We start from the raw sequence: 22,140 nt of genomic DNA on the forward strand, positions 1-22,140 counted from the left end.
ATTAAATGATAGTATCCAGACAACTTTGAAAATGCAGCGCTATCAGACTCTGCTGCCATTTTCAGACTTCAGCGTGAGCTGCATTTTCGGCTCATGGCTGTTTGATTTGACTCGGGGGAAATGCGACAACTATGAGTCGTCCGGCCAGGGCTGTCATTCATCTTGACGCTCTAAAGCATAACTATCGATTGGCTAAATCACTGGCAGGCGGGGGCAATGTTCTGGCCGTTGTAAAAGCCGACGCTTATGGCCACGGTGCCATCAGATGTGCCCAATCCCTGTCAGAGCAAGCCGACGGGTTTGCAGTGGCCTGTATTGAAGAAGCCCTTGAGCTCAGGGCAGCCGGCATCAGAAACCGTCTGCTTATTCTCGAAGGATTCTTTGAACACTCAGAACTCACCGATATTGCCTCAGAAAACCTTGATATTGTCGTACAAAGTCTGGAACAGATAAAACAGCTTGAACAAACCCCACTGGAGAAGCCTGTCAGGGTCTGGCTGAAAATGGACTCCGGCATGCACAGAGTGGGTATTCTTCCCGGCCAGTATCGCGATGCCTGGGCAAGGCTTGAGCAACTGCCCTGGATCGACGAGATTTTAATGATGACTCACCTTGCCTGTGCCGACGAAACTGACAATGGCTTCACCCTGCAGCAGCTTGAAGTCTTTGAGCAGCACACCCTTGGATTACCAGGTAAAAGAAGCATTGCCAATTCGGCCGGCCTCATTCATTGTGCCGGTGCCAGGGCAGACTGGAGCCGTCCCGGTCTTATGCTTTACGGAGCCTCTCCTTTTGATCATGCTCATAACATTGAATCCAGGCTCAAGCCTGTCATGGAACTCCATTCAGCCATCATCAATATCAAGGAAGTCCCTGCTGGCAGCCCGGTAGGTTATTCCGGTACTGCGGTGACCAACAAGACGACGCGTTTAGGCGTCATAGCCATGGGTTATGCCGATGGCTATCCCCTGGCTCCGAATGGTACGCCGGTACTCGTCAATGGTCAGCCAGTGCCACTGACAGGTCGGGTCTCCATGGATATGTTAACAGTTGATCTGTCAGAAATAGCGGATGTGAACGTGGGAGATCCTGCTTTACTCTGGGGTAAAGACCTGCCGGTGACTGAAGTGGCAAGGCATGCGGGTACAATCCCCTATCAACTGTTGTGTAATATAAACCGGTTTCCCATTTCGTACTCCCAGCAAGTTACCTGCAAAGAGAGGGTGTGAATCCAGCTGAAAAATTGTCCGATTACCGGGAATCGCTTTGATAACCAGAGCACCTGTCAAATCCTTTACATTGCAGAACCGCTTCAGCACTTGTATATTCTCTGCACGTGCCATACTCTTCTCGGACCGTGACTGAAGCCTTCTTATGACGGTCTAGCAGCCTGTCGGACTTAAGACTGTCCTACTGCGGTTGCAATAAATTGGTCTAAAAATCCCTGTTTCTTCGTCAAATAGCTCGCTATTCTCCTCAGAAACAGAGATTTTTATCCTCAATTTCTTGCAATCCTCGCTACGGACGCTTAAGTCCGACAGGCTGCTAGAGCCACGGGGAAAAGGGCGTCCCGGTGTTCATCGACATTGGGAACAATACGGCAATTTACACCATGCCCAAAACTACCTGAATCAGACGATTGCTGAAATGAGAAGTCGAAAAGAAGTCGTCCGGCAACTGGACAGGATTGATCGTAATATTCTTCGCACACTCCAGGAAAACGGTCGAATTTCCTATGTGGACCTGGCAGATCGGGTGGGCTTGAGTACAACACCCTGCATGGAAAGGGTCAAACGTCTTGAGCGGGAAGGCATCATTCAGGGCTATTGTGCCCGATTAAACCCCCAGTACCTTCAAGCGGGTTTGCTGGTGTATGTTGAAATCAGCCTCTATACCAAATCGGCTGATATCTTCGACGAGTTTCGACGGGCGGTTGTCGCTCTTCCAAACGTGCTGGAATGCCACCTGGTTTCCGGTAACTTTGACTACCTGATCAAGGCTCGTATCTCAGAAATGGCCTCCTACCGAGAGTTGCTGGGCGACATATTGCTGAAGCTTCCGGGAGTGAGGGAATCCAAAAGCTACATTGTCATGGAAGAACTGAAAGAAACACTGAATCTCCCAATTCCTGATTAATCAATAATCCCTGATGAAATAATTCAGGGCGACTGCATCCTGCTCTTCAATATCATGAAGCTGGAATCCTGCGGCAAAGTCCCTGGTGTGATCGCCCTGCTTATTACCAGACTGACACCAGACGCATTTGGCCACCAGCGTTACGTGATGCGCTGTGTCATTGAGACCAGGCAGTACCATAGTAATATTCCTGACGTCTTCCAACCGAATGGGTTGATCCGTAGTAATACTGAATCCTCCTCTGGATACATCTTCGAGAACCCCCAGTAGCTGACCACTGTCATTGTCCACGACCTGGGCAGGCTCAGCCAGAACCTTGCGTGGATAGCGCCGCTTCTCAAGTACAGTATCTGTCATGACATCTCCTCTCTTTCATAGAGCGATATTCCAAGATACCGACTTTTCAGCAAGATGACAAAATTCTGCTGCATGTGGCAACCCAATTCTGTTATAAATTACCCTATATCTATCTGCCGGGACGCTCTGATCAGACCGACTCAGATGGACCAGTAGAGTCAATCTATCAATTTTAATAAGCTCCGGATGGGGAATATCGCTGACGTCTTATTACCCTGAGAGCCTTATATGGTCGGCCTCGTTTTGCAAGAGCCTGTTTCGTTAATTTGCAAACAAAGATAACTGCAATCATACAAGGCTCCCAGAATCCGGGAATTTAAAAGTTTAAATACGGCTTGATATGTTGCTATCCAATACGCCTGCCCTGACTTTGACCTTAGCGATTTTGTTAGAGGTCTTTGCAACGTCCTGGTTGCCCAGAACCCATCAATTTACCGCACCCATACCGACAACAGCGGTATTAATTGCCTATGGTCTGGCTTTTTATCTGTTGTCGATTACAGTTCAAACTATGTCACTGGGAGTGGTTTATGCGATCTGGTGTGGTGCAGGTATTGTTTTGGTCGCAGCTTTGTCATGGCTGATATATGGGCAAAAGCTGGATATCTATGCATTGGTTGGCATCAGCTTTATTCTAACCGGGACCCTGATCATTAATCTCTTCTCATCTTCTTTGAGTCATTAATCTGTCATCTGATCGTCGAAATTTTGTAACCTGCCTGAAGTAGCCTGCACACTTATTTCAGTCAGGTGAATTCATGCTACCTCCACTAAGAGCTCTGGTGGCTTTTGAAGCAGTGGCAAGGCTTGGCTCTATTGGTGCCGCAGCGCGAGAATTGTGTGTGACACAAGCTGCGGTGAGCCAACAGCTCAAAAGTCTGGAGGCATTTCTTGATACCACATTGTTTGAACGGACTAAGAGAGGCGTCAAGCTCACTTCTTCGGCGCTGCATTATCAACCTATAGTCTCTGGTTCTCTGGCTCATTTAAAGTTGCAGACCCAGCTTCTTTTTGGTGAGCCAGAAGCGGATGTGTTGAAGCTGAGAGTCAATCAAACATTTTGTCACAACTGGTTAATCCCCCGGTTAAACAGTTTTTACCAGAAATACCCTTTCATTCGCCTCGATATCCAGCTCGTGGACTGGCCTTCTACAACCCCTTGTCAAAATGTTGATATAGAGCTTACGAACGGCAAAGTAGACAGTGAAGAAACGCATGCAGAAAAACTGTTTCAAGAACACTGGCAGTTGGTATGCAGTCCGCAATTCAAGCGAGATTATCAACAATCATTAAAAGATGAAGACTTCTCTCAATTACCTGCGGTACAGGTCAAAGGCTATCAGGAGAACTGGCTGCAGTGGCTGAGCCACAATCAAATTGAGACCACCTTACCCAGAGTGCAACTGGAAATCAGCAACTCACTCCATGCTCTGGAAGCAGTAAAGCATGGCGTTGGTGTTATGTTAGTACGCTCATTGGCAGCATCCGAGTTACTAAACAAAAACGAAATTGTGCTGGCTCATCAAGCGTCAATGCCTGCAGAGTCAGGCCACTATTTGATTACTAACCATAATCGCAATGCAAAGGTGAATTTCTTCTGTGACTGGCTGCACCATCAGATTGAAAGGGATGGCCTTGTTTAAAGATTTTCTTATGAGCACCCATAAAAAAAATGAGGTGCTTTTCAACAGAACTGTCACATATCCCGTTTAAATTATCGACATATCTTCAAAGTGCCAGGGTTAAGCCATGCGTACCTTCTCTCAACATTTTTCGAACCGGTTAAAGGTGCTGTTTTTTACTGCACCTTTACTGATACCGCTCGTGACGTTCTGGTTGGTGCCATTTGGTTACTCCGTCTATATCAGCTTCACCGACTGGGACTACATTTCGCCGGAATACAATTTCGTTGGTCTGGAGAATTACCAGTATATGGTAGAGGACTTTGAGTTCACTCAAGCCTTACTCAACACCTTTTGGTTCTCACTCGGAGTGGTCATTCCTACCGTTGTGCTTGGTCTTATGTTTGCTTTGCTTTTGCATCGCAATTTTGCTGGCAGTCAGCTTTATCGAGCGGTGATCTTTTCTCCGTGGATTACCCCAACGGTTGCTGTCTCTATCGTCTGGTCCTGGGTCTTCGAGTCTAAGGCAGGCCTTGCGAATCAACTGTTGATGTCTATGGGCTTTGACAAAATCCCGTGGCTGGAACAAGGGGATACCGCTATGGTGGCCGTGGTCATCGTGACCATCTGGCAAGCTATTGGCTGGACAATGCTCTTTTACATCAGCGCCTTAAATAAGATTCCCGTCTCTTTGTATGAAGCCTCTTTAATTGACGGATGCAGTCGTCTGACCCGCTTCCTGAAGATAACACTGCCACTGGTTTCACCGACCACATTTTTCCTGGTGGTGGTCAATACCATCACGGCTGTGCAGGCATTTGATCAGTTTCAGATTCTGACTCAGGGTGGCCCCGGCGGAGAAACACGAACCTTGTTGTATCTCTTCTATCAACAGGCATTTGAGCGGTATGAAATGGGCCCGGCAGCAGCGACCTCTCTGGTTATTTTAGCGATCACAGGTTTGCTTGCCCTGATCAATACCTGCATCGGTAAGCGCTGGGTTTACTACTAAGGAGGGGATTATGACGACACAGGCTATTGATAGTTCACCCACGTTAGGTCAGATGAAAGCCGTTAACCATAAGCAAAATACCGTTAAAGAACGTTTAGTGACAAGAGAAGCCTTTCTTGCGCTGGCGAAGCATATTTTTCTGATGGTCTGCGGAACCATGATGGTGTTTCCATTCTTATGGATGATATCGGGCTCTTTGAAATCGAATGATGAAATTTTTTCCAACCCACTTAATTTAATCCCGGAGACATTCCGTTGGGAGACATTTGTTGAAACATTTCACAGTGCACCATTTGGTTTGTACATCTTTAACAGTTTCAGTGTGGCGTTATTAACAACTCTGCTGGTGATCATCAACTCAGCCATGTTTGCCTATGCACTGACTCAGCTGAGATTCCGCTCCAAAACTGTGCTCTACTTCGTTGTCATGGGGTGCTACATGCTACCCGGTGCGGTGACCTATATTCCATCCTACATCACGCTGGCCGGGCTGGGTTTGCTCGACTCTCACACTGGACTGGTTATCTCAAATGCCGCCTCAGTTTTTGGTGTTTTCTACCTTCGTCAGGTGTTTATCAAAATACACCCTTCATTGATCGAAGCGGCACGCATTGACGGCGCTGGAGAGTTCAGGATTTTGTGGGCCATTATGCTTCCCCAGTGCCGGGCTGCGGTTGCCACATTGTTCCTTATTACCTTCATCACCAACTACAACAGTTACATGTGGCCAAGCCTGGTGATTACTTCGCAAGAGTTGAACCTGATCGCAACGGGTATTCGCCAATATTTCATCGCTGAAGGTAACTACGGCTTGAATTGGTCGCAGATTATGGCTGCGAGCACAATTGCTGTGTTGCCTTTATTGATTCTATTCGTCGTGTGTCAAAAGACGATTCTTTCAGGCATCGCCGATAACGGCGTAAAAGAGTAAACGGACATGAAACTAAACAGTCTCGCACTTATGTTTACCGGCGCAGTGAGTGCGTCTTTATTCTCGGGCAACGTACTGGCAAAAACCGAAGTGGACTTCTGGTATTCGGGCGGTACAAAGCCTCAGAAAATGATGACTGAACTTATTGAAGAGTTCAACGCGAGTCAGGACGAATATGTGATTAAGCCTGCTCTGCAGGGGAATTACACCGAGACTTACCAGAAACTTCAGGCTGGTTTAGCGTCAAAAACTGCACCTGAGTTAGTACTTCTGGACCCGGTTTACGCTGATGCCATGCGTCAGCGTGGTTTAAGCCGTGACCTGAATAATTACATGGATGCACAATTCAACTTTGATGACTTTGTCGCTGCCTTTAAAGACCAGGTAACGGCGGAAGATGGGCAAGTGTTTGGCTTACCCGCTTATGGCACCACACAGGTTTTCTATTACAACAAGCAAGTGTTGGCAGAGAACGGCTTTACAGAAGAGGATTTAAACACCTGGCAAAGTGTTGCAAAAGTTGCAGAGAAAGTGACTAAGCGTGATGAGAAAGGCAACACAGTGTTTTACGGTTGGGAACCGATGTGGGGCGCTGATAATTTGATCGATGCCGCTTTTTCTAACGGTGCCCGGGTAATCAGTAATGATGGTAAGAAAGTGCTGATCGATTCACAGGAGTGGGTTGAGGTTTGGGATAGTTTCCGCAAGTGGATTCATGACGATGAAATCATGCGTATTCACTATGGTGGTCAGGGCTGGGAATACTGGTATAAGACAATCGACGACGTAATGAAAGACCATGCGCTGGGCTATACCGGCTCTTCAGGTGACCAGGGTGATCTGGATTTCACCAAATTGGCAGCGACCACCCAGCCTGGTTGGGGCTCGCATCCTTCGGCGCCTCAGGCAGGAGCACTTATTTACGTGATGCCTGAAGGTACCGATGAAAAAGCGGCTCAGGGAGCGTTTGAGTTTATGGAGTTTTACACCAGCGCAGAAAAAACCGCAGCCTGGTCAATGTTCACCGGTTACATTCCGGTACGTATGAGTGCTGCGGATGTCTCTGAATACAAGTCGTTCACAGATAAGAACCCACAAGCTCTGATTCCGCTGAAGCAAGCCAGCTCAGCAAGCCCTGATTTCCTGGACCCAACCAATGGCAAGATTATGGATGCACTGAAAGTGGCCGCTGACCAAATTCAAATCCAAAACGTTCCTGCTGAAAAAGCGCTGAAACAGGCAGCAAAAAAAGCGCAGCGGGCGCTAGATAGGGTAAACCGCTCTTAAGGCCTTTCGAGCCCGTTTCAAACGGGCTCTCATTTCTGAAGTAACGGATTAGTCAACGGACGCCATGACTGAATTTCAGGAGACCCATGAATTCGAAGACTGTATCAACGCCGTTTATAACGGTACCTAACCTGTTTTTAAACCCCGAAAGTGTCTGGTTGGGGAGAACTGACAGAGCGATTAAATAGTGATGAAGTTTAAAGCACTACTGTTTGATAAAGACGGCACACTCCTTGAATTCCATAATATGTGGTTAAAGGTTTCACGCAGTGCCTGCCATCGAGTAAAAAACTACAGCGATGAGAGACAAGGTCATCAACATGTCACCGAGGCACAGCTACTGCTGGCGATTGGCGTTGAGGGAGACAGAGTGGACAATCATGGTCTGCTCGCTTCCAACCCTGTTGAGGACACCGCTGCCAAATGGTTTGAAATGCTCAACCCACAGGTATCACTGACAGAATTCGCAAGAGTGACCAAAAACGCTTTTAACCAGCAGGTTGCAGAAAATCCTCAATGGATTGAAGTGTTACCCGGAGTGGCAGACACGCTCACTTCTCTTAAGCAAAAAGGGATGATTTTAGGTATTGCAACGGCTGACACCAAAGATTCGACGCTTTATACGCTGGAACAATCAGGCCTGAAGATGTTGTTTGATTATGTTGGCTACAGTGACGGGGATATAGAACCCAAACCAGCTCCCGCGCTTCTGAGTGCGTTTTGTCAGCAATGTGGAATTGAACCCCACGAGGTCATCATGTTCGGTGATACGGTGTCAGATATGGAATTCGCTACCAATGCCGGCGCAAAGAAAATTGGTGTACTGACAGGGACTGCTTCAGCGAGCGAGTTGGAACCTGTGGCAGATCTTGTTATCCCATCGGTGGCTCAGTTTGACCCATACGCATTTAATGAATTGATTTGAGGATGAGAAATGGCTGAAGTCACACTGAAAGGGGTAGAAAAAACCTACCCGAATGGTTTTAAAGCGGTACATGGTGTCGACCTGAACATTCGTGAAGGTGAGTTCATGGTGTTTGTGGGCCCCTCTGGCTGCGCAAAATCAACGACGCTGAGAATGATTGCGGGCCTGGAAGATATCTCTATGGGCGATGTGTACATTGGTGATAGGCGAGTGAATGATTTGCCTCCAAAAAATCGCGGTATCTCGATGGTTTTCCAAAACTACGCTCTTTATCCTCACATGTCCGTGTATGAAAATATGGCCTTTGGGTTGAAGCAGCAAAAGCTGGCAAAAGCCGAAATAGAACAGCGTATTGCAGAAGCGGCAAAGACACTCGAAATTGAGCATCTACTGAAAAATAAACCCGGTGAAATGTCAGGAGGACAGAGACAGCGCGTTGCTCTGGGTCGTGCCATGGTCCGCAAGCCGGATGTTTTTCTCTTCGATGAACCGCTTTCAAATCTGGATGCCAAACTCAGAGTCTCAACCCGGGTCAGTATTGCTCAGCTGCATAATAATCTTAAAGCGGAAGGGCAAAACGCAACCATGATTTATGTCACTCATGATCAAGTGGAAGCCATGACGCTGGGTGACAGAATCTGTGTACTTAACCAGGGCCAAATCATGCAGGTCGATACGCCGATGAACCTCTATCAATACCCTGCTAATAAGTTTGTTGCTGGCTTTATTGGTTCTCCGGCAATGAATATCATCAAGGTGCTTATTGAGGAAGTCGATGACATGATGACTGTGGTTACAGAGAGTGGACATCGCTGGAAGTTGCCGCAACATAAGCAGAACCTGGTCAGACAGAGAGCGGGTGAGTGGGTCTGGTTTGGTATTCGCCCTGAACATATTCAGTTAGCCAACGATGATACAAACACCTCAGGCATCAACACCCAACGCCACAAAATTGATGTGGTGGAGTCCATGGGCAATGAGCTTTATCTCTATTTTCAGTTGGGAGGTGACAAGATGATATCAAGGATACCCTTCGACGCAGACAAGGTGTTAGCCAGTGGCGACTCTGCGTTGTTGAAATTCACAGTCTCTCAATGCCACTTGTTCGATTTGGATACTGAAGAAGCTTTAGGCTAGTTCATGAATAAGAGCAGGTTCCGCCCAGTCACCTGAAATGATTGGGTCGACCAAAAATAAGCTTCGGAAGAAGCAAACCGGAACCTGCCATGGCGAAACATACACAAAAAACTCTTCGTTTTCACTCTGTTAATGGTAAAACTGTCAGAGCTGACTTTAATTGAGGGGAGTTGTCCTCTGATTTTGGCGCACCGCTGTTTCGTGAAATGGCCATCCGCAGTGAGCTAATCCCCAGGCTCGACAGGGCAATCCAGGACAAACGACATCAATCCTATATTGACCACTCCATACAAGATCTTCTGACGCAAAGAGTGCTGCAAATGGCCTGCGGTTATCAGGATGCCAACGACAACAACCATTTGCATAAAGACTCCATGTTCAAGCTGGCCTTCGGTCGTAGCCCTCTGAATACCGCGACCGAGCCCCTCATTTATCGCCGCATAACCCCCTGCATGAGCAGGCATCCATAACTTATTTCTGACGTTATCCCTTGCGATCTTTTGTCCAATCTCTGCATCGAAATTTGCAGGGCTGGCGCAAACACTCTCACCAGCAACCGTGAAACCATTTTTCAACGTCATACAGCAAACTGTCAGACACGAACCCTCAAAAACATGGAACTGCGTTTTTGCGATAGCGGAGTCAATCAGTTCAGGAGTCAGGCGAGGTCCATTTCGGGTCTTAATCAAGAACTCTCATGCATGCCGTGATAAAGGCTCGCTTTATAAACACTACTCGATGCTTATGTACGACGTTACTCTAATAATAATCAGTATGATCACCTATCCAAGAGGTCTACAGCGTTTGATATCCGCACGATTGCTCGTATTGACACACAGCCTGTTTCTGTAGCATATAAACGACGATTGCAACCATTTTACAATTAAATAAGGGAATGCAAGTGAACACTCTACAGGCCCTGCTAGACGAATTTACCGAAGCAACCCGCAACAACCGCGATAAGGGCACGCAGTTTGAAAAGCTGATTGCCAACTATCTGATGACTGACCCGCAATACGCTGACCGGCTTTCGGATGTCTGGTTATGGGGAGAGTGGCCGCATCGCTGGGGAAGTGATGACGGTATTGATCTGGTCGCCCGTGAGCGTAGTACCGGGGAATACTGGGCGATTCAGTGCAAATTCTTCGATCCGGCAAACCTGCTTGGACAAGGGCGGCATTGACTCATTCCTGGCCGCATCAGGAAAGCAATTCAGCACCACGGATGGCGCATTCAGTTTTACAACACGACTGATCGTATCCACCACCGAGAAGTGGTCATCCAAGGCAAATAAAACCCTCGAGGCACAAACCGTTCCTGTAAGCCGCCTGTTCTTCAAAGACCTGGCCGACAGCCCGATCGACTGGAGTCAGTTCAGCCTCAGCAATATCAAGGACATCAAGCTCAAGAAAAAGCACGAACCCCGTGAGCACCAGCGTGAAGCCATCGACGCAGTAAAGAAAGGCTTTGAACAGCACAGCCGGGGTAAAATGATCATGGCGTGCGGTACGGGTAAAACCTTCACCGCCCTGCGCCTGATGGAAGAAGTTACGCCAGAGACAGGCCGTATACTCTTTCTGGCTCCGTCCATCTCGCTGGTAGCGCAGTCATTGCGGGAATGGACCGCCCAGGGTGTCAGCCCGATCAATGCCTTCGTCGTCTGTTCTGACTCAAAGGTGGGTAAAGATGAAGAAGACATCAGCCTGCATGACCTGGCCTACCCCGCCACCACCGATGCAAAGAAACTGGCCGCCGCAGCAAAAGTGGTCAGTAAAGACCGGCGCACCATTGTTTTCTCCACCTATCAGTCTATTCAGGTGGTCAGCGACGCCCAAAAACAGGGTCTTGGCGACTTTGACCTGATTATCTGCGATGAGGCGCATCGTACCACCGGCCTTACCCTGAAAGGTCAAGACTACTCCGAGTTCGTCAAAGTTCACCAGAATCATATCGTCAAGGCGGACAAGCGGGTTTACATGACCGCTACGCCTCGAATATACGCCGGCAAATCGAAAAGCAAGGCCAACGAAGCGGATGCCGTGCTGTTCTCAATGGACGATGCAGACCTCTACGGCCCGGAACTTTATCGCCTCGGGTTCGGCAAAGCCGTTGAGAAAGACCTGCTGACCGAATACAAGGTGCTGATCGTCGCCGTTGAAGAAGAGAAGATGGCGAATCTGGTCAACAACTACAACGCCTTCAAAGTCGCCGACGACAAAGCCATTGATATGAAGTTGGCCACCAAAATCATCGGCAGCTGGAAAGGTCTCTCGAAGCAGGGGCTGGTGATGGTCGACGAAGCAGGCGAGCAGGAAGACCTGACGGAAGACACTGCTCCCATGCGTCGGGCAGTGGCGTTCTCCCGCTCGATCAAAGATTCGAAGCAAACCACCGACATATTCGCAAAGCTGGTCGAGACTTACCAGAACTCCTACCGCAACGTCGACAACTCAATGGTCAATTGCGAACTCGACCATGTGGATGGCAGTATGAACGCCCATGTGCGGCAGGAAAAGCTCGGCTGGCTGAAAGATGACATATCAGAAGGTGACTGCCGTATTCTTTCCAACGCTCGATGCCTGTCAGAAGGTATTGATGTACCTTCGCTCGACTCAGTTATCTTTTTCGATACCCGTGAATCCATCGTCGATATTGTGCAATCCGTTGGTCGAGTCATGCGGAAAGACCCTGCTGGCAAAAAGAAGTATGGCTATATCATTCTGCCGGTCTGTATGCCGTCTGAGCGGGTCAAGGATTACAACAGCTTTATCGACAGCGACCCGCAGTTCAAGGGCATCTGGAAGGTTATCAAGGCACTGCGTGCCCATGATGAATCGCTGGTGGACGAAGCTGAGTTTCGTAAGAAAATACAGGTCGTTACTGGTGAGACCGGCGGTGGTGATGGAGAAGGAGGTGATGGTGGTGGCACCCTCGACCTGCCGCTGGACATCCCGAACCTGCCCTTCGACGAAGTCAACGAAGCCGTTTATGCCGCCATTCCGAAAAAGCTGGGCGACCGGGAATACTGGAGCGAGTGGGCGAAAGACATCGGCAAAACCGCTGAGAAGCTGATTGCCCGTATTAAGGCGCTGATCAAAACCGACAAGTCACTGGCAAGTGAGTTCGACACCTTCCTGCAAGGTTTGAAAGACACCCTGAACCCTGCCGTTACCGCTGATGAAGCCATTGAGATGCTGGCGCAGCACGTTCTGACGTTGCCAGTCTTCCAGGCACTGTTTACGGATAACGAATTCCCCGAACAGAACGTGGTCGCCCATGCATTACAAAAAGTGGTCGATCGACTTGACGAATCTGCCGTTGCCAGCGAAACCGAAGATCTGAAAAAGTTCTACGACAATGTTCGTGAGCGGATCAGCCTGGCCAAGAGTGACAAGTCCAAGCAGGATATTATTCGCAACCTGTACGACACCTTCTTCCATAATGCGTTTCCGCGGATGGCGGAGCGGCTCGGGATTGTTTACACGCCCATTGAGGTAGTGGACTTTATTCTGAACAGCGTGCAGGCAGCGCTGGGCAAGCATTTCGGCAGCAAACTGGGCGATAAGGGTATTCATATCCTCGACCCGTTCAGTGGCACCGGTACCTTTATTGTGCGGCTGATTCAGTCCGGGCTGATCAGTAACGATGATCTGCCTCACAAGTTCAGTAGGGAGCTGCACGCTAACGAAATAGTTCTGTTGGCTTACTACATTGCCACGGTGAATATTGAAACTGCTTTCCACGGGCAGACCGGGAGCTACCTGCCGTTTAATGGCATGGTGCTGACCGACACTTTCCAGATGACGGAAGACGATGACTTAGTGGATCAGATAGTGTTGCCTGAAAATAATGCACGGGCCACGAATCAGTTGGCACATCCGATTCGGGTGATTGTGGGGAATCCACCGTATTCGGCAGGTCAGAACAGCGCAAATGACAATAACCAGAACCTCAAGTACCCATCTTTGGATGCAAAGATTCGCATCACCTATGCGGAAAGGTCTACAGCGACCAACAAGAACAGCCTTTATGACTCATACATCCGGGCGATTCGATGGGCAACCGATCGACTGGGTGACAATGGCATTATTGCATTTGTGACGAACGGTTCATTTATCGACGGTAACGCCGCTGACGGTATTCGTAAGTGCCTGACGGACGAATTCAGTCATCTTTATATTTTCAACCTACGTGGTAATCAGCGTACGTCTGGTGAAGAAGCCCGCCGAGAAGGTGGCAAAATTTTTGGTTCTGGGTCACGCACGCCTGTAACCATCTCAATTATGGTGAAAGACCCAAGGCTTACTGGTGCCTGCGAACTCAATTATCACGATATTGGTGACTACCTGAGCCGTGAAGAAAAGCTCGCTGTGATTGAACAATTTGCCAGCATCAAAAATATGGAATGGCAGAGCATCAAGCCAAATGATGCTGGTGACTGGATTAATCAGCGTGATGAAGCCTTTGACAACTTTACTGTAATTGGCGACAAATCTAGCGATGGTGAACAAGGCATTTTTGACACATATTCAAGAGGCGTAGCAACTGCTCGAGATTCATGGGCCTACAACATGAGCCGCGATTCCCTCGTGTCAAATATGCGTCGAATGATTGATGTTTTTAATGAGGATAGTGCTGGCTACGCAGAACTTTGCAAGGGAGCGTCGAAACAAGAAATTCCTGATATTGATAAATTTATTGATCTTGATCCGAAGAATATCAGCTGGAACCGTTCATTAAAAAATGATGCAAAAAAAGGTAAGCAATACCAATTCAATCCCATGTCCGTGACTCAGGGAATGTATCGCCCATTTGAAAAGCAGTGGCTATATTTTAATCGCAACTTCAATGACATGGTTTACCTGCAACCTAAGCTATTTCCAACGAAGGACCACAAAAACAAAGCCTTTTCCGTGACAGGAATAGGTGCGAGCAAGTCGTTTTCCACATTGGTTACTGACGCTGTCGCTAATCTGCACATGCACGACACTGGTCAATGCTTCCCCCTTTACTGGTACGAAAAAGCTGATCAAGGTAAAGAAATCGAACCACAAAGCGACATGCTCGCAGGTACCCAAGCCGCCGAAGTCGACGAACACGGCTTCATCCGCCACGATGCCATCAGTGACTGGGCGCTCGACAGCTTCCGTGACCACTACAGTGATGACACCATCACCAAAGAAGATATCTTCTGGTACGTCTACGGCATCCTGCACTCTACCGAGTACAAGCAGCGTTTCGCCGCCGACCTGAAAAAAAAGCTGCCACGTATACCGTTTGCAGCAGATTTTTGGGCATTCAGCAATGCAGGACGCAAGCTGGGCGAATGGCATCTTAACTACGAAACAGTGGAGCCGTTTCCACTGGATGAACATGGCGGCAAAGCCCAAAACCTGCTGATGGAAGACGACGATTACCGGGTATCAAAAATGGTGTTCGGGAAAAAGGGCAAAGAGAAAGACAGGTCCGTCATCGTCTATAACGCCAACATCATTCTCGAAGGCATACCACTGGAAGCCTACGAATACGTGGTCAACGGTAAACCGGCGATTGAATGGGTAATGGAGCGGTACCGGGTTACCGTCGATAAGAACAGCCATATCCAGAATGACCCGAACCAGTGGTCTGAAGACCCTCGCTACATCGTCGATCTGGTAAAACGGATTGTTCGTGTCAGCGTCGAGACCGTGAGAATCGTCAAGGCCCTGCCACCACTGAACGAGACCACGGCATAGCCTCAATCGTTTTCGTCATGCACTCTCAGGTCGGTATAGCCGATCTGATGGGTCAACTCATTGAGCAGATGCTGGTACTCCTCCACGGTTGCCGGTGTCAGCTCATCCATCAATGCCGGGCTGGCTGCACCATGCTGCCCCTGCTGCTGATAACTGGAGATATGCCCGCGGTTATCGGCCACGTCATCGGGAAACAGGGCAATCACATCACCCTCCGGGAATTTTCTGAATACTACTTTAGTCATGATTTGAACCGACATTGTTAATGATCAGGAAGCCTGACAAAACAATGTAGACCAGTTTCAGCCATTGGGGGTGGGGGCGTTGCCATGCAGTTTTAGAGGCCACCCACAATGTGGATGGTGCATCCTGCGAGTCAAGAGTGTGCCACTACACACTCAACCCAATAACATCGAACACTTTGGCATGGTATCCGTGCTACCATGTAATCCATGATCGCTTCTTTCAAAGACAAGGCTACAGCAGATATTTTTAACGGTAAGGCTTCCCGCCAGGCTCGCAAAGTCTGTCCCCAGTCGCTTTGGCGAATCGCCGCAAGAAAGCTGGATCAGCTGGATTCTGTGCTAATCCTGGATGAACTGAAGGTTCCACCGGGTAACTGTCTTGAAGCCTTGACCCGAGACCGGAAAGGGCAACACAGTATCAGGATTAATGACCAGTATCGAATCTGCTTCCGGTGGGGCAACAAGGGACCGGAAAATGTTGAAATCACCGATTACCACTAGGAGCAACGCATGACCAGAGTGCCTGAAAACCGACCACCTACCCATCCCGGTGAAATGTTGCTGGAAGAGTTCCTGATGCCTATGAATATTTCACAAAGGGAGTTAGCGGACGCCATTCACGTGCCTTATCAGCGAGTGAATGAATTGGTCAATAAAAAGCGTGGGATCACACCCAGTACAGCGTTGAGGCTAGCCCGTTTTTTCGGAATGTCACCAGACTTCTGGTTGAGTCTGCAGGTTCGCTGGGATTTATATAACGTTCAAACTGCAGAAAAAAGCGACCTTGAAAAAATACAGGTATTCCAGCAGAAAACAGCCTGACTCGCTTTTCTTGACTCGTTCCCACGGTCCACCTCTCCTGCAAGTGGCAGTGAAACGTCAAAAAAGAAAAGAACGACATCTACTTTGTTAGGTGTTTAGTGTTGGAAGCTCGCTCCTTTAGGGGCAAGTAGTTCACTTTTAGGCAGTTCCATTCGACTGCAGGTGCTGGTCAGATACTCCTGCCAGTATGGCCATACGTTGAACATGACATTTCTTAAAGCGAATTCTTTAATGGCCTCTTCGCTCAACTCAACATCAGCGACTTTATACTCGGCGACAAACGTTGCCTCAATGAGCGCCTTTTGTTCAAGTTCACCAGAAGATGGCAACATCATCCGAGTACCAAATTCAGCGTGAAAACGGATGACCTTGACCGTCCGGCCCTCATCATCCTCAAAGTCGATCTGTTCAGTCCGGGAAATTAAATGCTTTGACTGAATCTGTATGTTTTCTGCTAACGGGTCATAGGCTGGAAAAAACTGGTCAGCTATCGAACACTGGGTGGCGAATAAAGAAACGCTATTGATTTGCAGAGCGTTAATTGCCTGTTCCAGTGCTTCGTCATTCATCTCAGTGCCAGGATGCCCTTTTGAGTTGCGCTAATCGGATTTGACTGGCTACGGACGAGCTTCATGCTTGCACCGCTACTCTTTTTCGGCAAAGATCTCTGCGGTAATTTCTATAGTGTCAATCGCCAGGGCGTAGGCCTCTTCGGCAGTATCAGCGTACTCAGCAACATCTGGCAGCTCTTTGACCCGAGCTTCGAAAAATACCTCACCATCGAAATTAGCCCGACGGACGGTAATGTTATAGCTGTGGGGATTCATATCCTGTCTCCGTTAAAGCTAGAGGTAGATAGGATTTTACTCCAGCAGGAAAAACTGTGGATAAGTAGCTAAATCACTTGGTAATCAAGACAATTGATGTATGTGACACTCCCCGCCTTGTCAGGCGAGGCTTCTGACTTCACGGGCTACAGCCAGCCTAGAGCGACTGGACTTACACAGAAGCCTTCATCAGCAGTAACCGGGTGCCCCTCGGTTATTTGTTGGTCTTTTGTTTGATTTGTTGGGTATCTATACGGTTCCAGTCGATGCGTTGCAATAACGACTTTCGAAAGTCTTCTAGCCCAACAGGCAGTTAGCTCTGCTATGGATTTTTTTTAACAGTGCTTGGTTTTCGTCACCGTGAGTCCCTGCATAGGGACAGACCGATAGAGAATATAACCAGCTACGTACAAACACGCAAGCGGAACGCTCTGCGTTCCCGTCTTATGTCCCCGCCCGATTGGGCGAGGGTTTACGACGATTTTGCTAAAGATGGCACTTATTTTGCAGCCATGCGGGCAAAGGAACAACCTGTATCGCAATTCTCCAGTTGACAATACACCTGCCGAAGTATTGTAATCTTTGAAGGGCTAAAAGCCTCTATTATCGCTGTTTTGGGCTATCACCCTAACCTTTGGCGACTATAAAAATAAAGCAAAACAGAGCCTTATCAGCTCTGACACATGCGGAGAGATCCCGTTATGTTCAGACAGATAGAAGAGGCCCGGCTTAGTGACGTCCATCTGAAATACGATGAAGCCTCAGGCCTCAAAGCAGTCATTGCAATCCATAGCACCCGAAGAGGACCAGCCCTCGGCGGTTGTCGTATAATCCCTTACTCCTCCACTGAAGATGCGGTTACTGATGCTATCCGTCTTGCCGAGAGTATGAGCTACAAAGCAGCTCTTGCCGGTCTGGATCTTGGCGGCGGCAAATCAGTCATCATGGAGCCGGAAGGCCCCTACGACCGGGAAGAGCTGTTCAGGGCTTTTGGTCAATTCATAGAGGAACTGGGAGGCCGCTACATTACTGCCATGGACAGCGGCTCAAAAGTATCCGATATGGATATCATCGCCTCTCAAACTCAGCACGTTTCCTGCACTTCTTCCAGCGGCAACCCTGCACCTTCAACCGCTCTGGGTGTTTACAAGGGCATTCAGGCTGTCCTGAAAGCCGAACCGGCATTTGACTCCTCACTGAAAGATATGAGAGTGGCTGTTCAAGGACTCGGTAATGTGGGCTATGCCCTGTGCCAGTTATTGCATCAGGACGGCGCCCGACTGATTGTCACGGATATCGATGAAGAGAAAGTTCAACAGTGCGTCGAGGAGTTGGGTGCCACCGCTGTCAGTGCTGAGGAAATCTACTCAGTCCCCTGTGACATTTTCAGTCCCTGTGGTCTGGGAGGAATTCTCAATGAAGACACCATTGATGAGTTGCAATGCAATGCTGTAGCAGGCTCTGCAAATAATCAACTGCTGACTCCCCATTGTGGACATTTGCTTTATGAGAAAGGCATTCTCTATGCACCGGACTACCTTATCAACGCCGGTGGACTCATCTTTGTTGCGATGACGCATCAGGGTAAATCACAAAACGAAATAAATCACCGCATCAATGCCATTGAAGAGACTCTGTTGAAGGTGTTTCGCCATGAGCTGCTGCATCGAACTCCCAGTAGTCTGGTTGCCGATCATATGGCAGAAACTCAGTTGTATGGAGAGTAATTCGGACAACTAAGTGCCTGACTGACTGCTTACAACTTTTTACTTATCGAAACCATGGGTATGCGCATTTCTTTTTACCCCGTTGGTGAAAAGAGCCCCATAGTGAAAAACACAGGAGCGCACCTTATGAAAACCAATGATGCCTGTCAGATTCCGTTTTATCAGTACCTCAGTGAGGAGGGAGAAGTCCTCCAACCTTTGCCAGAATGGACTGAAGATAAAGACACCCTGATTCAATATTACCGCACCATGGTCATAGCCAGAGCAGGTGATGCCAAAGCCGTTGCCCTGCAGAGAACCGGTCAGATGGGGACCTACCCATCCTGTCTCGGACAGGAGGCTATCAGCACTGTTTTTGGTTCACTGATGGAGAAAAAAGACGTACTGATTCCTTACTATCGAGACCTTCCCGGATTGATGTTACGAGGGGTTCCCCTCTCCGATATCATGCTCTATTGGGGTGGAGATGAGCGAGGCAGTTCCGGTCTGGCCTGGGGTCATGACTTTCCGAACTGTGTACCTATTGCTACCCAGGCAGATCACGCTGCCGGGGTGGCCACCGCGATCAAAATTCGACACGAACCTCAGGTGGCGGTGGTGTCTCTGGGCGATGGCGCCACTTCCAAAGGTGACTTTACTGAAGCCCTGAACCTTGCCGGCGTCTGGCAGCTGCCTCTGGTATTTATCATCAATAACAACCAGTGGGCTATTTCTGTTCCTCGCAACATTCAGTCCGGAGCCCCGACACTGGCTCAAAAAGGCATTGCTGCCGGGCTGCCTTGCGCACAAGTGGATGGTAACGATGTTGTGGCACTGCACGAAGTCATCAATGAAGCCATGATGCGCGCCAGAGGCGGCAAAGGCGCTACAGTGATTGAAGCCATCAGCTATCGCTTGAGCGATCACACTACGGCAGACGACGCCAGTCGCTATCGTAACAGTGGAGAGCTGCAGGACGCCTGGAACAAAGAGCCGGTAAAACGACTCAGAAACTTCCTGCATCACCGTGGCCTGTGGAATGAGCAGAAAGAGCAGGCGCTGAAACAGGAAGCTGCCGCCCTGGTTGAGAAAGAAGTCAAAACCTATCTGGAAACGCCGCTTCCTTCTATCAGCGACCTCTTCGATCACACCTACGCCAATATGCCCCCGCAACTGAAGCAGCAAAAACAGGTCGCTATGTTTAAAGCCGACGGAGAAACTCATTGATGAATAGTTCAGTATCTGAAAACCTGATCCGATCGACTGTGGACAGCAGTGCAAATAAAATCACCATGGTGGAAGCCGTCAATCTGGCTTTGGACCATGCCATGAAACAAGACCCTGAGGTGGTATTGCTGGGTGAAGACATCGGTATTAATGGCGGTGTTTTCCGGGCGACTCAGGGTCTGAGAGAAAAGTATGGCCTGAAAAGGGTCATGGATACGCCTCTGGCTGAAGCCCTGATCGCCGGTATCAGTGTCGGTATGGCCACTCAGGGTCTGAAGCCTGTTGCAGAAATCCAGTTCATGGGGTTCATCTTCCCGGCCATGGAACAGTTGGTATGTCATGCTGCCCGAATGCGAAACCGAACCCGTGGACGCCTCAGCTGCCCAATGGTTGTCAGAGCGCCTTTCGGGGGCGGTATCCGCGCTCCCGAGCATCATTCTGAAAGTACAGAAGCCCTGTTTGCCCACATCCCCGGCATTAGAGTGGTTATTCCGTCATCACCGGTCAGAGCCTACGGACTGCTGCGCTCTGCGATTAATGATCCTGATCCGGTTCTGTTTCTGGAGCCCAAACGCATCTATCGCGCGGTCAAGCAGGACGTTTCTGAAGAGACTCCGCTGCTGCCACTCGACAAGTGCTTTACTCTCAAGCAAGGCTCCGACCTGACTTTGATCAGTTGGGGAGCTTCCGTCAGTGAAACCCTTCAGGCCTCCAAAACTTTGGAACAACACGGCGTTTCCGTGGAAGTGATTGATGTCGCCACGATTAAGCCCCTTGATATGGAGACGATCCTGACTTCGGTTCGCAAAACAGGTCGTTGTGTGATTGTTCATGAAGCCTGCCGAAGCTTTGGCGTAGGTGCTGAAATAGCTGCCGAGCTGGCCTCGGAGGCGCTCATGGATCTGAAAGCACCGATCGAACGGGTGACAGGATATGACACGACCATGCCCTATTATCGGATGGAAAGTCATTACCTTCCCCAACCTGATGACATCATTAAGGCATCCCTGAAAACACTGGCGTATCAATGATATCAGCAGAGCCTTCAGCAAAAGGGCTTTCAGTAAAAAGGACAAGAATATGAAATTTTTCAACCTGCCCGATCTGGGTGAAGGCATTCCCGAAGCCGATATTATTGAATGGCATATCAAGGAAGGCGACTCCGTTACAGAAGACCAGATCATTGTCTCAGTCGAAACCGCCAAGGCTATTGTCGACGTTCCTTCACCCATCAGCGGTGTTGTGGCAAAACTCTATGGCAAACCCGGCGACACCATTATGACCGGAGCGCCTCTGCTGGAGTTTGTCAGTGATCAGGAAGATGCCGGCACAGTGGTCGGCGAGTTGGCGACAGCCTCTCATGATGACAGCGCCGATGAACATTTTTTTATTGGTACACCACCTGACTCCGGAAAAGCCCCTGCTGCTGAAAGCGGAGGTGACGTCACTGCACTGGCCGCCAAAATGGGTGTATCTATCGATCCGAAAAGTGTTGGCAAAAACTCTATTCGTCACAGCTATCCCCTGGCAAACCCCGAGCCTCTCAAAGGCGTCAGAAAACACATGGCTCGTACCATGGCGCATTCTCATGCCGAAGTGGTACCTGTCACTCTGTTTGATGATGTGGATATCGAACACTGGCCGAAAGGAACAGACATTACCGTTCGGCTGATTCAGGCCATTACCGCAGCCTGCAAGGAAGAACCGGCACTTAATACCTGGTTTGATGAAACGCTGATGAGTCGTGAAGTCTTTACTTCTGTTCACCTGGGACTGGCTGTTGACAGTGAAGAAGGTCTGTTTGTGCCTGTTATCAGAGACGCAGAAAAACAGGATGCCACTTCTTTGAGAGACCGCATTAACCATTTTAGAAAAGCCGTTGAGGAACGTAGCCTTCCACCGTCAGAAATGCAGGGTGCCACCATTACTCTTAGCAACTTTGGTGTCTTTGCGGGTCAGTTCGCTACCCCCGTTGTTGTGCCGCCCATGGTTTGTATCATTGGTATTGGCCGTCTGAGAGCCCGGGTGGTGAGCGAGGACGGCCAGATTCAGAATCACCGGATTCTTCCTATCTCTCTGACCTTTGATCATCGCGCAGTTACTGGTGGAGAAGCCACTCGTTTCTTGCATTGCATGCTTCAGAAGTTGTCCGAATAATTTTATATCGGCTT

22 protein-coding genes and 1 pseudogene are annotated in these 22,140 nt (G+C 49.0%); 18 read left to right on the forward strand and 5 right to left on the reverse strand.

From position 1 onward, the window contains the following. Positions 1–131 precede the first annotated feature (131 nt). Both alr and P6910_RS25120 read left to right on the forward strand, forming a co-directional pair. Positions 132–1,229, forward strand: coding sequence for an alanine racemase (gene alr, locus P6910_RS25115; RefSeq protein ID WP_317143968.1), 1,098 nt, complete (start codon positions 132–134; stop codon positions 1,227–1,229). A 418-nt stretch (positions 1,230–1,647) separates the two neighbouring features. Then, a complete protein-coding gene (locus P6910_RS25120) occupies positions 1,648–2,136 on the forward strand; it encodes a winged helix-turn-helix transcriptional regulator (protein ID WP_317143969.1) in 489 nt (162 codons plus the stop codon). On the opposite strand, the gene P6910_RS25125 is transcribed toward P6910_RS25120, so the two are convergent. After that, positions 2,137–2,493, reverse strand: coding sequence for a PilZ domain-containing protein (locus tag P6910_RS25125; protein ID WP_257280341.1), 357 nt, complete (start codon positions 2,491–2,493; stop codon positions 2,137–2,139). 340 nt (positions 2,494–2,833) lie between these two features. On the opposite strand from P6910_RS25125, the gene P6910_RS25130 reads away from it, so the two are divergent. The 8 genes from P6910_RS25130 (at position 2,834) to P6910_RS25165 (ending at position 9,877) form a co-directional block, all read left to right on the forward strand. Beyond that, the gene (locus tag P6910_RS25130) at positions 2,834–3,178 is read left to right on the forward strand and encodes a DMT family transporter (protein ID WP_317143970.1); all 345 of its coding nucleotides are present in this window, start codon (positions 2,834–2,836) and stop codon (positions 3,176–3,178) included. A 73-nt stretch (positions 3,179–3,251) separates the two neighbouring features. Continuing rightward, positions 3,252–4,136: a LysR substrate-binding domain-containing protein gene (locus P6910_RS25135; RefSeq protein WP_317143971.1), complete on the forward strand. Its 885-nt coding sequence runs from the start codon at positions 3,252–3,254 to the stop codon at positions 4,134–4,136. A 106-nt stretch (positions 4,137–4,242) separates the two neighbouring features. After that, positions 4,243–5,127, forward strand: a complete 885-nt coding sequence (locus P6910_RS25140; protein WP_317143972.1) for a sugar ABC transporter permease — start codon at positions 4,243–4,245, stop codon at positions 5,125–5,127. Between the two features lie 10 nt (positions 5,128–5,137). After that, entirely contained in the window at positions 5,138–6,058 is a 921-nt protein-coding gene (locus P6910_RS25145) for a carbohydrate ABC transporter permease (RefSeq protein ID WP_317143973.1), read from the forward strand. A 6-nt stretch (positions 6,059–6,064) separates the two neighbouring features. Continuing rightward, complete coding sequence (locus P6910_RS25150; protein ID WP_317143974.1) at positions 6,065–7,345, forward strand: extracellular solute-binding protein; 1,281 nt, start codon at positions 6,065–6,067, stop codon at positions 7,343–7,345. A 190-nt stretch (positions 7,346–7,535) separates the two neighbouring features. After that, positions 7,536–8,270, forward strand: coding sequence for an HAD family hydrolase (locus P6910_RS25155; RefSeq protein WP_317143975.1), 735 nt, complete (start codon positions 7,536–7,538; stop codon positions 8,268–8,270). 9 nt (positions 8,271–8,279) lie between these two features. Then, the gene (locus tag P6910_RS25160) at positions 8,280–9,407 is read left to right on the forward strand and encodes a sn-glycerol-3-phosphate ABC transporter ATP-binding protein UgpC (RefSeq protein WP_317143976.1); all 1,128 of its coding nucleotides are present in this window, start codon (positions 8,280–8,282) and stop codon (positions 9,405–9,407) included. Between the two features lie 170 nt (positions 9,408–9,577). Beyond that, the gene (locus P6910_RS25165; RefSeq protein WP_317143977.1) at positions 9,578–9,877 is read left to right on the forward strand and encodes a transposase; all 300 of its coding nucleotides are present in this window, start codon (positions 9,578–9,580) and stop codon (positions 9,875–9,877) included. Positions 9,878–9,928: 51 nt separating this feature from the next. On the opposite strand, the pseudogene P6910_RS25170 reads toward P6910_RS25165, so the two are convergent. Continuing rightward, a pseudogene (locus tag P6910_RS25170) lies at positions 9,929–10,096 on the reverse strand (Gp49 family protein); the annotation flags it as partial. A gap of 212 nt (positions 10,097–10,308) precedes the next feature. Here P6910_RS25170 and P6910_RS25175 point away from each other — a divergent pair. Next, positions 10,309–10,590 carry a hypothetical protein gene (locus P6910_RS25175; protein ID WP_317143978.1) on the forward strand — a complete coding sequence of 94 codons (282 nt, stop codon included), beginning with the start codon at positions 10,309–10,311 and terminating at the stop codon, positions 10,588–10,590. Continuing rightward, a complete protein-coding gene (locus tag P6910_RS25180) occupies positions 10,571–15,142 on the forward strand; it encodes a DEAD/DEAH box helicase (RefSeq protein WP_317143979.1) in 4,572 nt (1,523 codons plus the stop codon). Before P6910_RS25175 ends, P6910_RS25180 begins: the two co-directional genes overlap by 20 nt. 2 nt (positions 15,143–15,144) lie before the next feature. Here the strand turns inward: P6910_RS25180 and P6910_RS25185 are convergent, their stop codons facing one another. Beyond that, on the reverse strand, positions 15,145–15,387 hold the full coding sequence (locus P6910_RS25185) for a hypothetical protein (protein ID WP_317143980.1): 243 nt from the start codon (positions 15,385–15,387) through the stop codon (positions 15,145–15,147). A 207-nt stretch (positions 15,388–15,594) separates the two neighbouring features. Between P6910_RS25185 and P6910_RS25190 the strand changes: the two genes are divergently transcribed. After that, positions 15,595–15,888: a type II toxin-antitoxin system RelE/ParE family toxin gene (locus tag P6910_RS25190; protein ID WP_317143981.1), complete on the forward strand. Its 294-nt coding sequence runs from the start codon at positions 15,595–15,597 to the stop codon at positions 15,886–15,888. 9 nt (positions 15,889–15,897) lie between these two features. Beyond that, a complete protein-coding gene (locus P6910_RS25195) occupies positions 15,898–16,209 on the forward strand; it encodes a HigA family addiction module antitoxin (protein ID WP_257288751.1) in 312 nt (103 codons plus the stop codon). A 95-nt stretch (positions 16,210–16,304) separates the two neighbouring features. Here the strand turns inward: P6910_RS25195 and P6910_RS25200 are convergent, their stop codons facing one another. After that, entirely contained in the window at positions 16,305–16,778 is a 474-nt protein-coding gene (locus tag P6910_RS25200; RefSeq protein WP_317143982.1) for a hypothetical protein, read from the reverse strand. A 75-nt stretch (positions 16,779–16,853) separates the two neighbouring features. Next, positions 16,854–17,036 (reverse strand): hypothetical protein, encoded by a 183-nt coding sequence (locus P6910_RS25205; RefSeq protein WP_317143983.1) that lies wholly within the window; start codon positions 17,034–17,036, stop codon positions 16,854–16,856. A gap of 701 nt (positions 17,037–17,737) precedes the next feature. Between P6910_RS25205 and P6910_RS25210 the strand changes: the two genes are divergently transcribed. The 4 genes from P6910_RS25210 (at position 17,738) to P6910_RS25225 (ending at position 22,126) form a co-directional block, all read left to right on the forward strand. Further along, positions 17,738–18,763, forward strand: a complete 1,026-nt coding sequence (locus P6910_RS25210; RefSeq protein WP_317143984.1) for a Leu/Phe/Val dehydrogenase — start codon at positions 17,738–17,740, stop codon at positions 18,761–18,763. 126 nt (positions 18,764–18,889) lie between these two features. After that, positions 18,890–19,969, forward strand: a complete 1,080-nt coding sequence (pdhA, locus tag P6910_RS25215; protein WP_317143985.1) for a pyruvate dehydrogenase (acetyl-transferring) E1 component subunit alpha — start codon at positions 18,890–18,892, stop codon at positions 19,967–19,969. Beyond that, a complete protein-coding gene (locus P6910_RS25220; protein ID WP_317143986.1) occupies positions 19,969–21,000 on the forward strand; it encodes an alpha-ketoacid dehydrogenase subunit beta in 1,032 nt (343 codons plus the stop codon). Before pdhA ends, P6910_RS25220 begins: the two co-directional genes overlap by 1 nt. Before the next feature lie 49 nt (positions 21,001–21,049). Further along, entirely contained in the window at positions 21,050–22,126 is a 1,077-nt protein-coding gene (locus P6910_RS25225) for a dihydrolipoamide acetyltransferase family protein (protein ID WP_317143987.1), read from the forward strand. Positions 22,127–22,140: the final 14 nt, after the last annotated feature.

It is taken from the genome of Endozoicomonas sp. 8E, assembly GCF_032883915.1.
In the GTDB taxonomy this organism is placed as follows: domain Bacteria; phylum Pseudomonadota; class Gammaproteobacteria; order Pseudomonadales; family Endozoicomonadaceae; genus Endozoicomonas_A.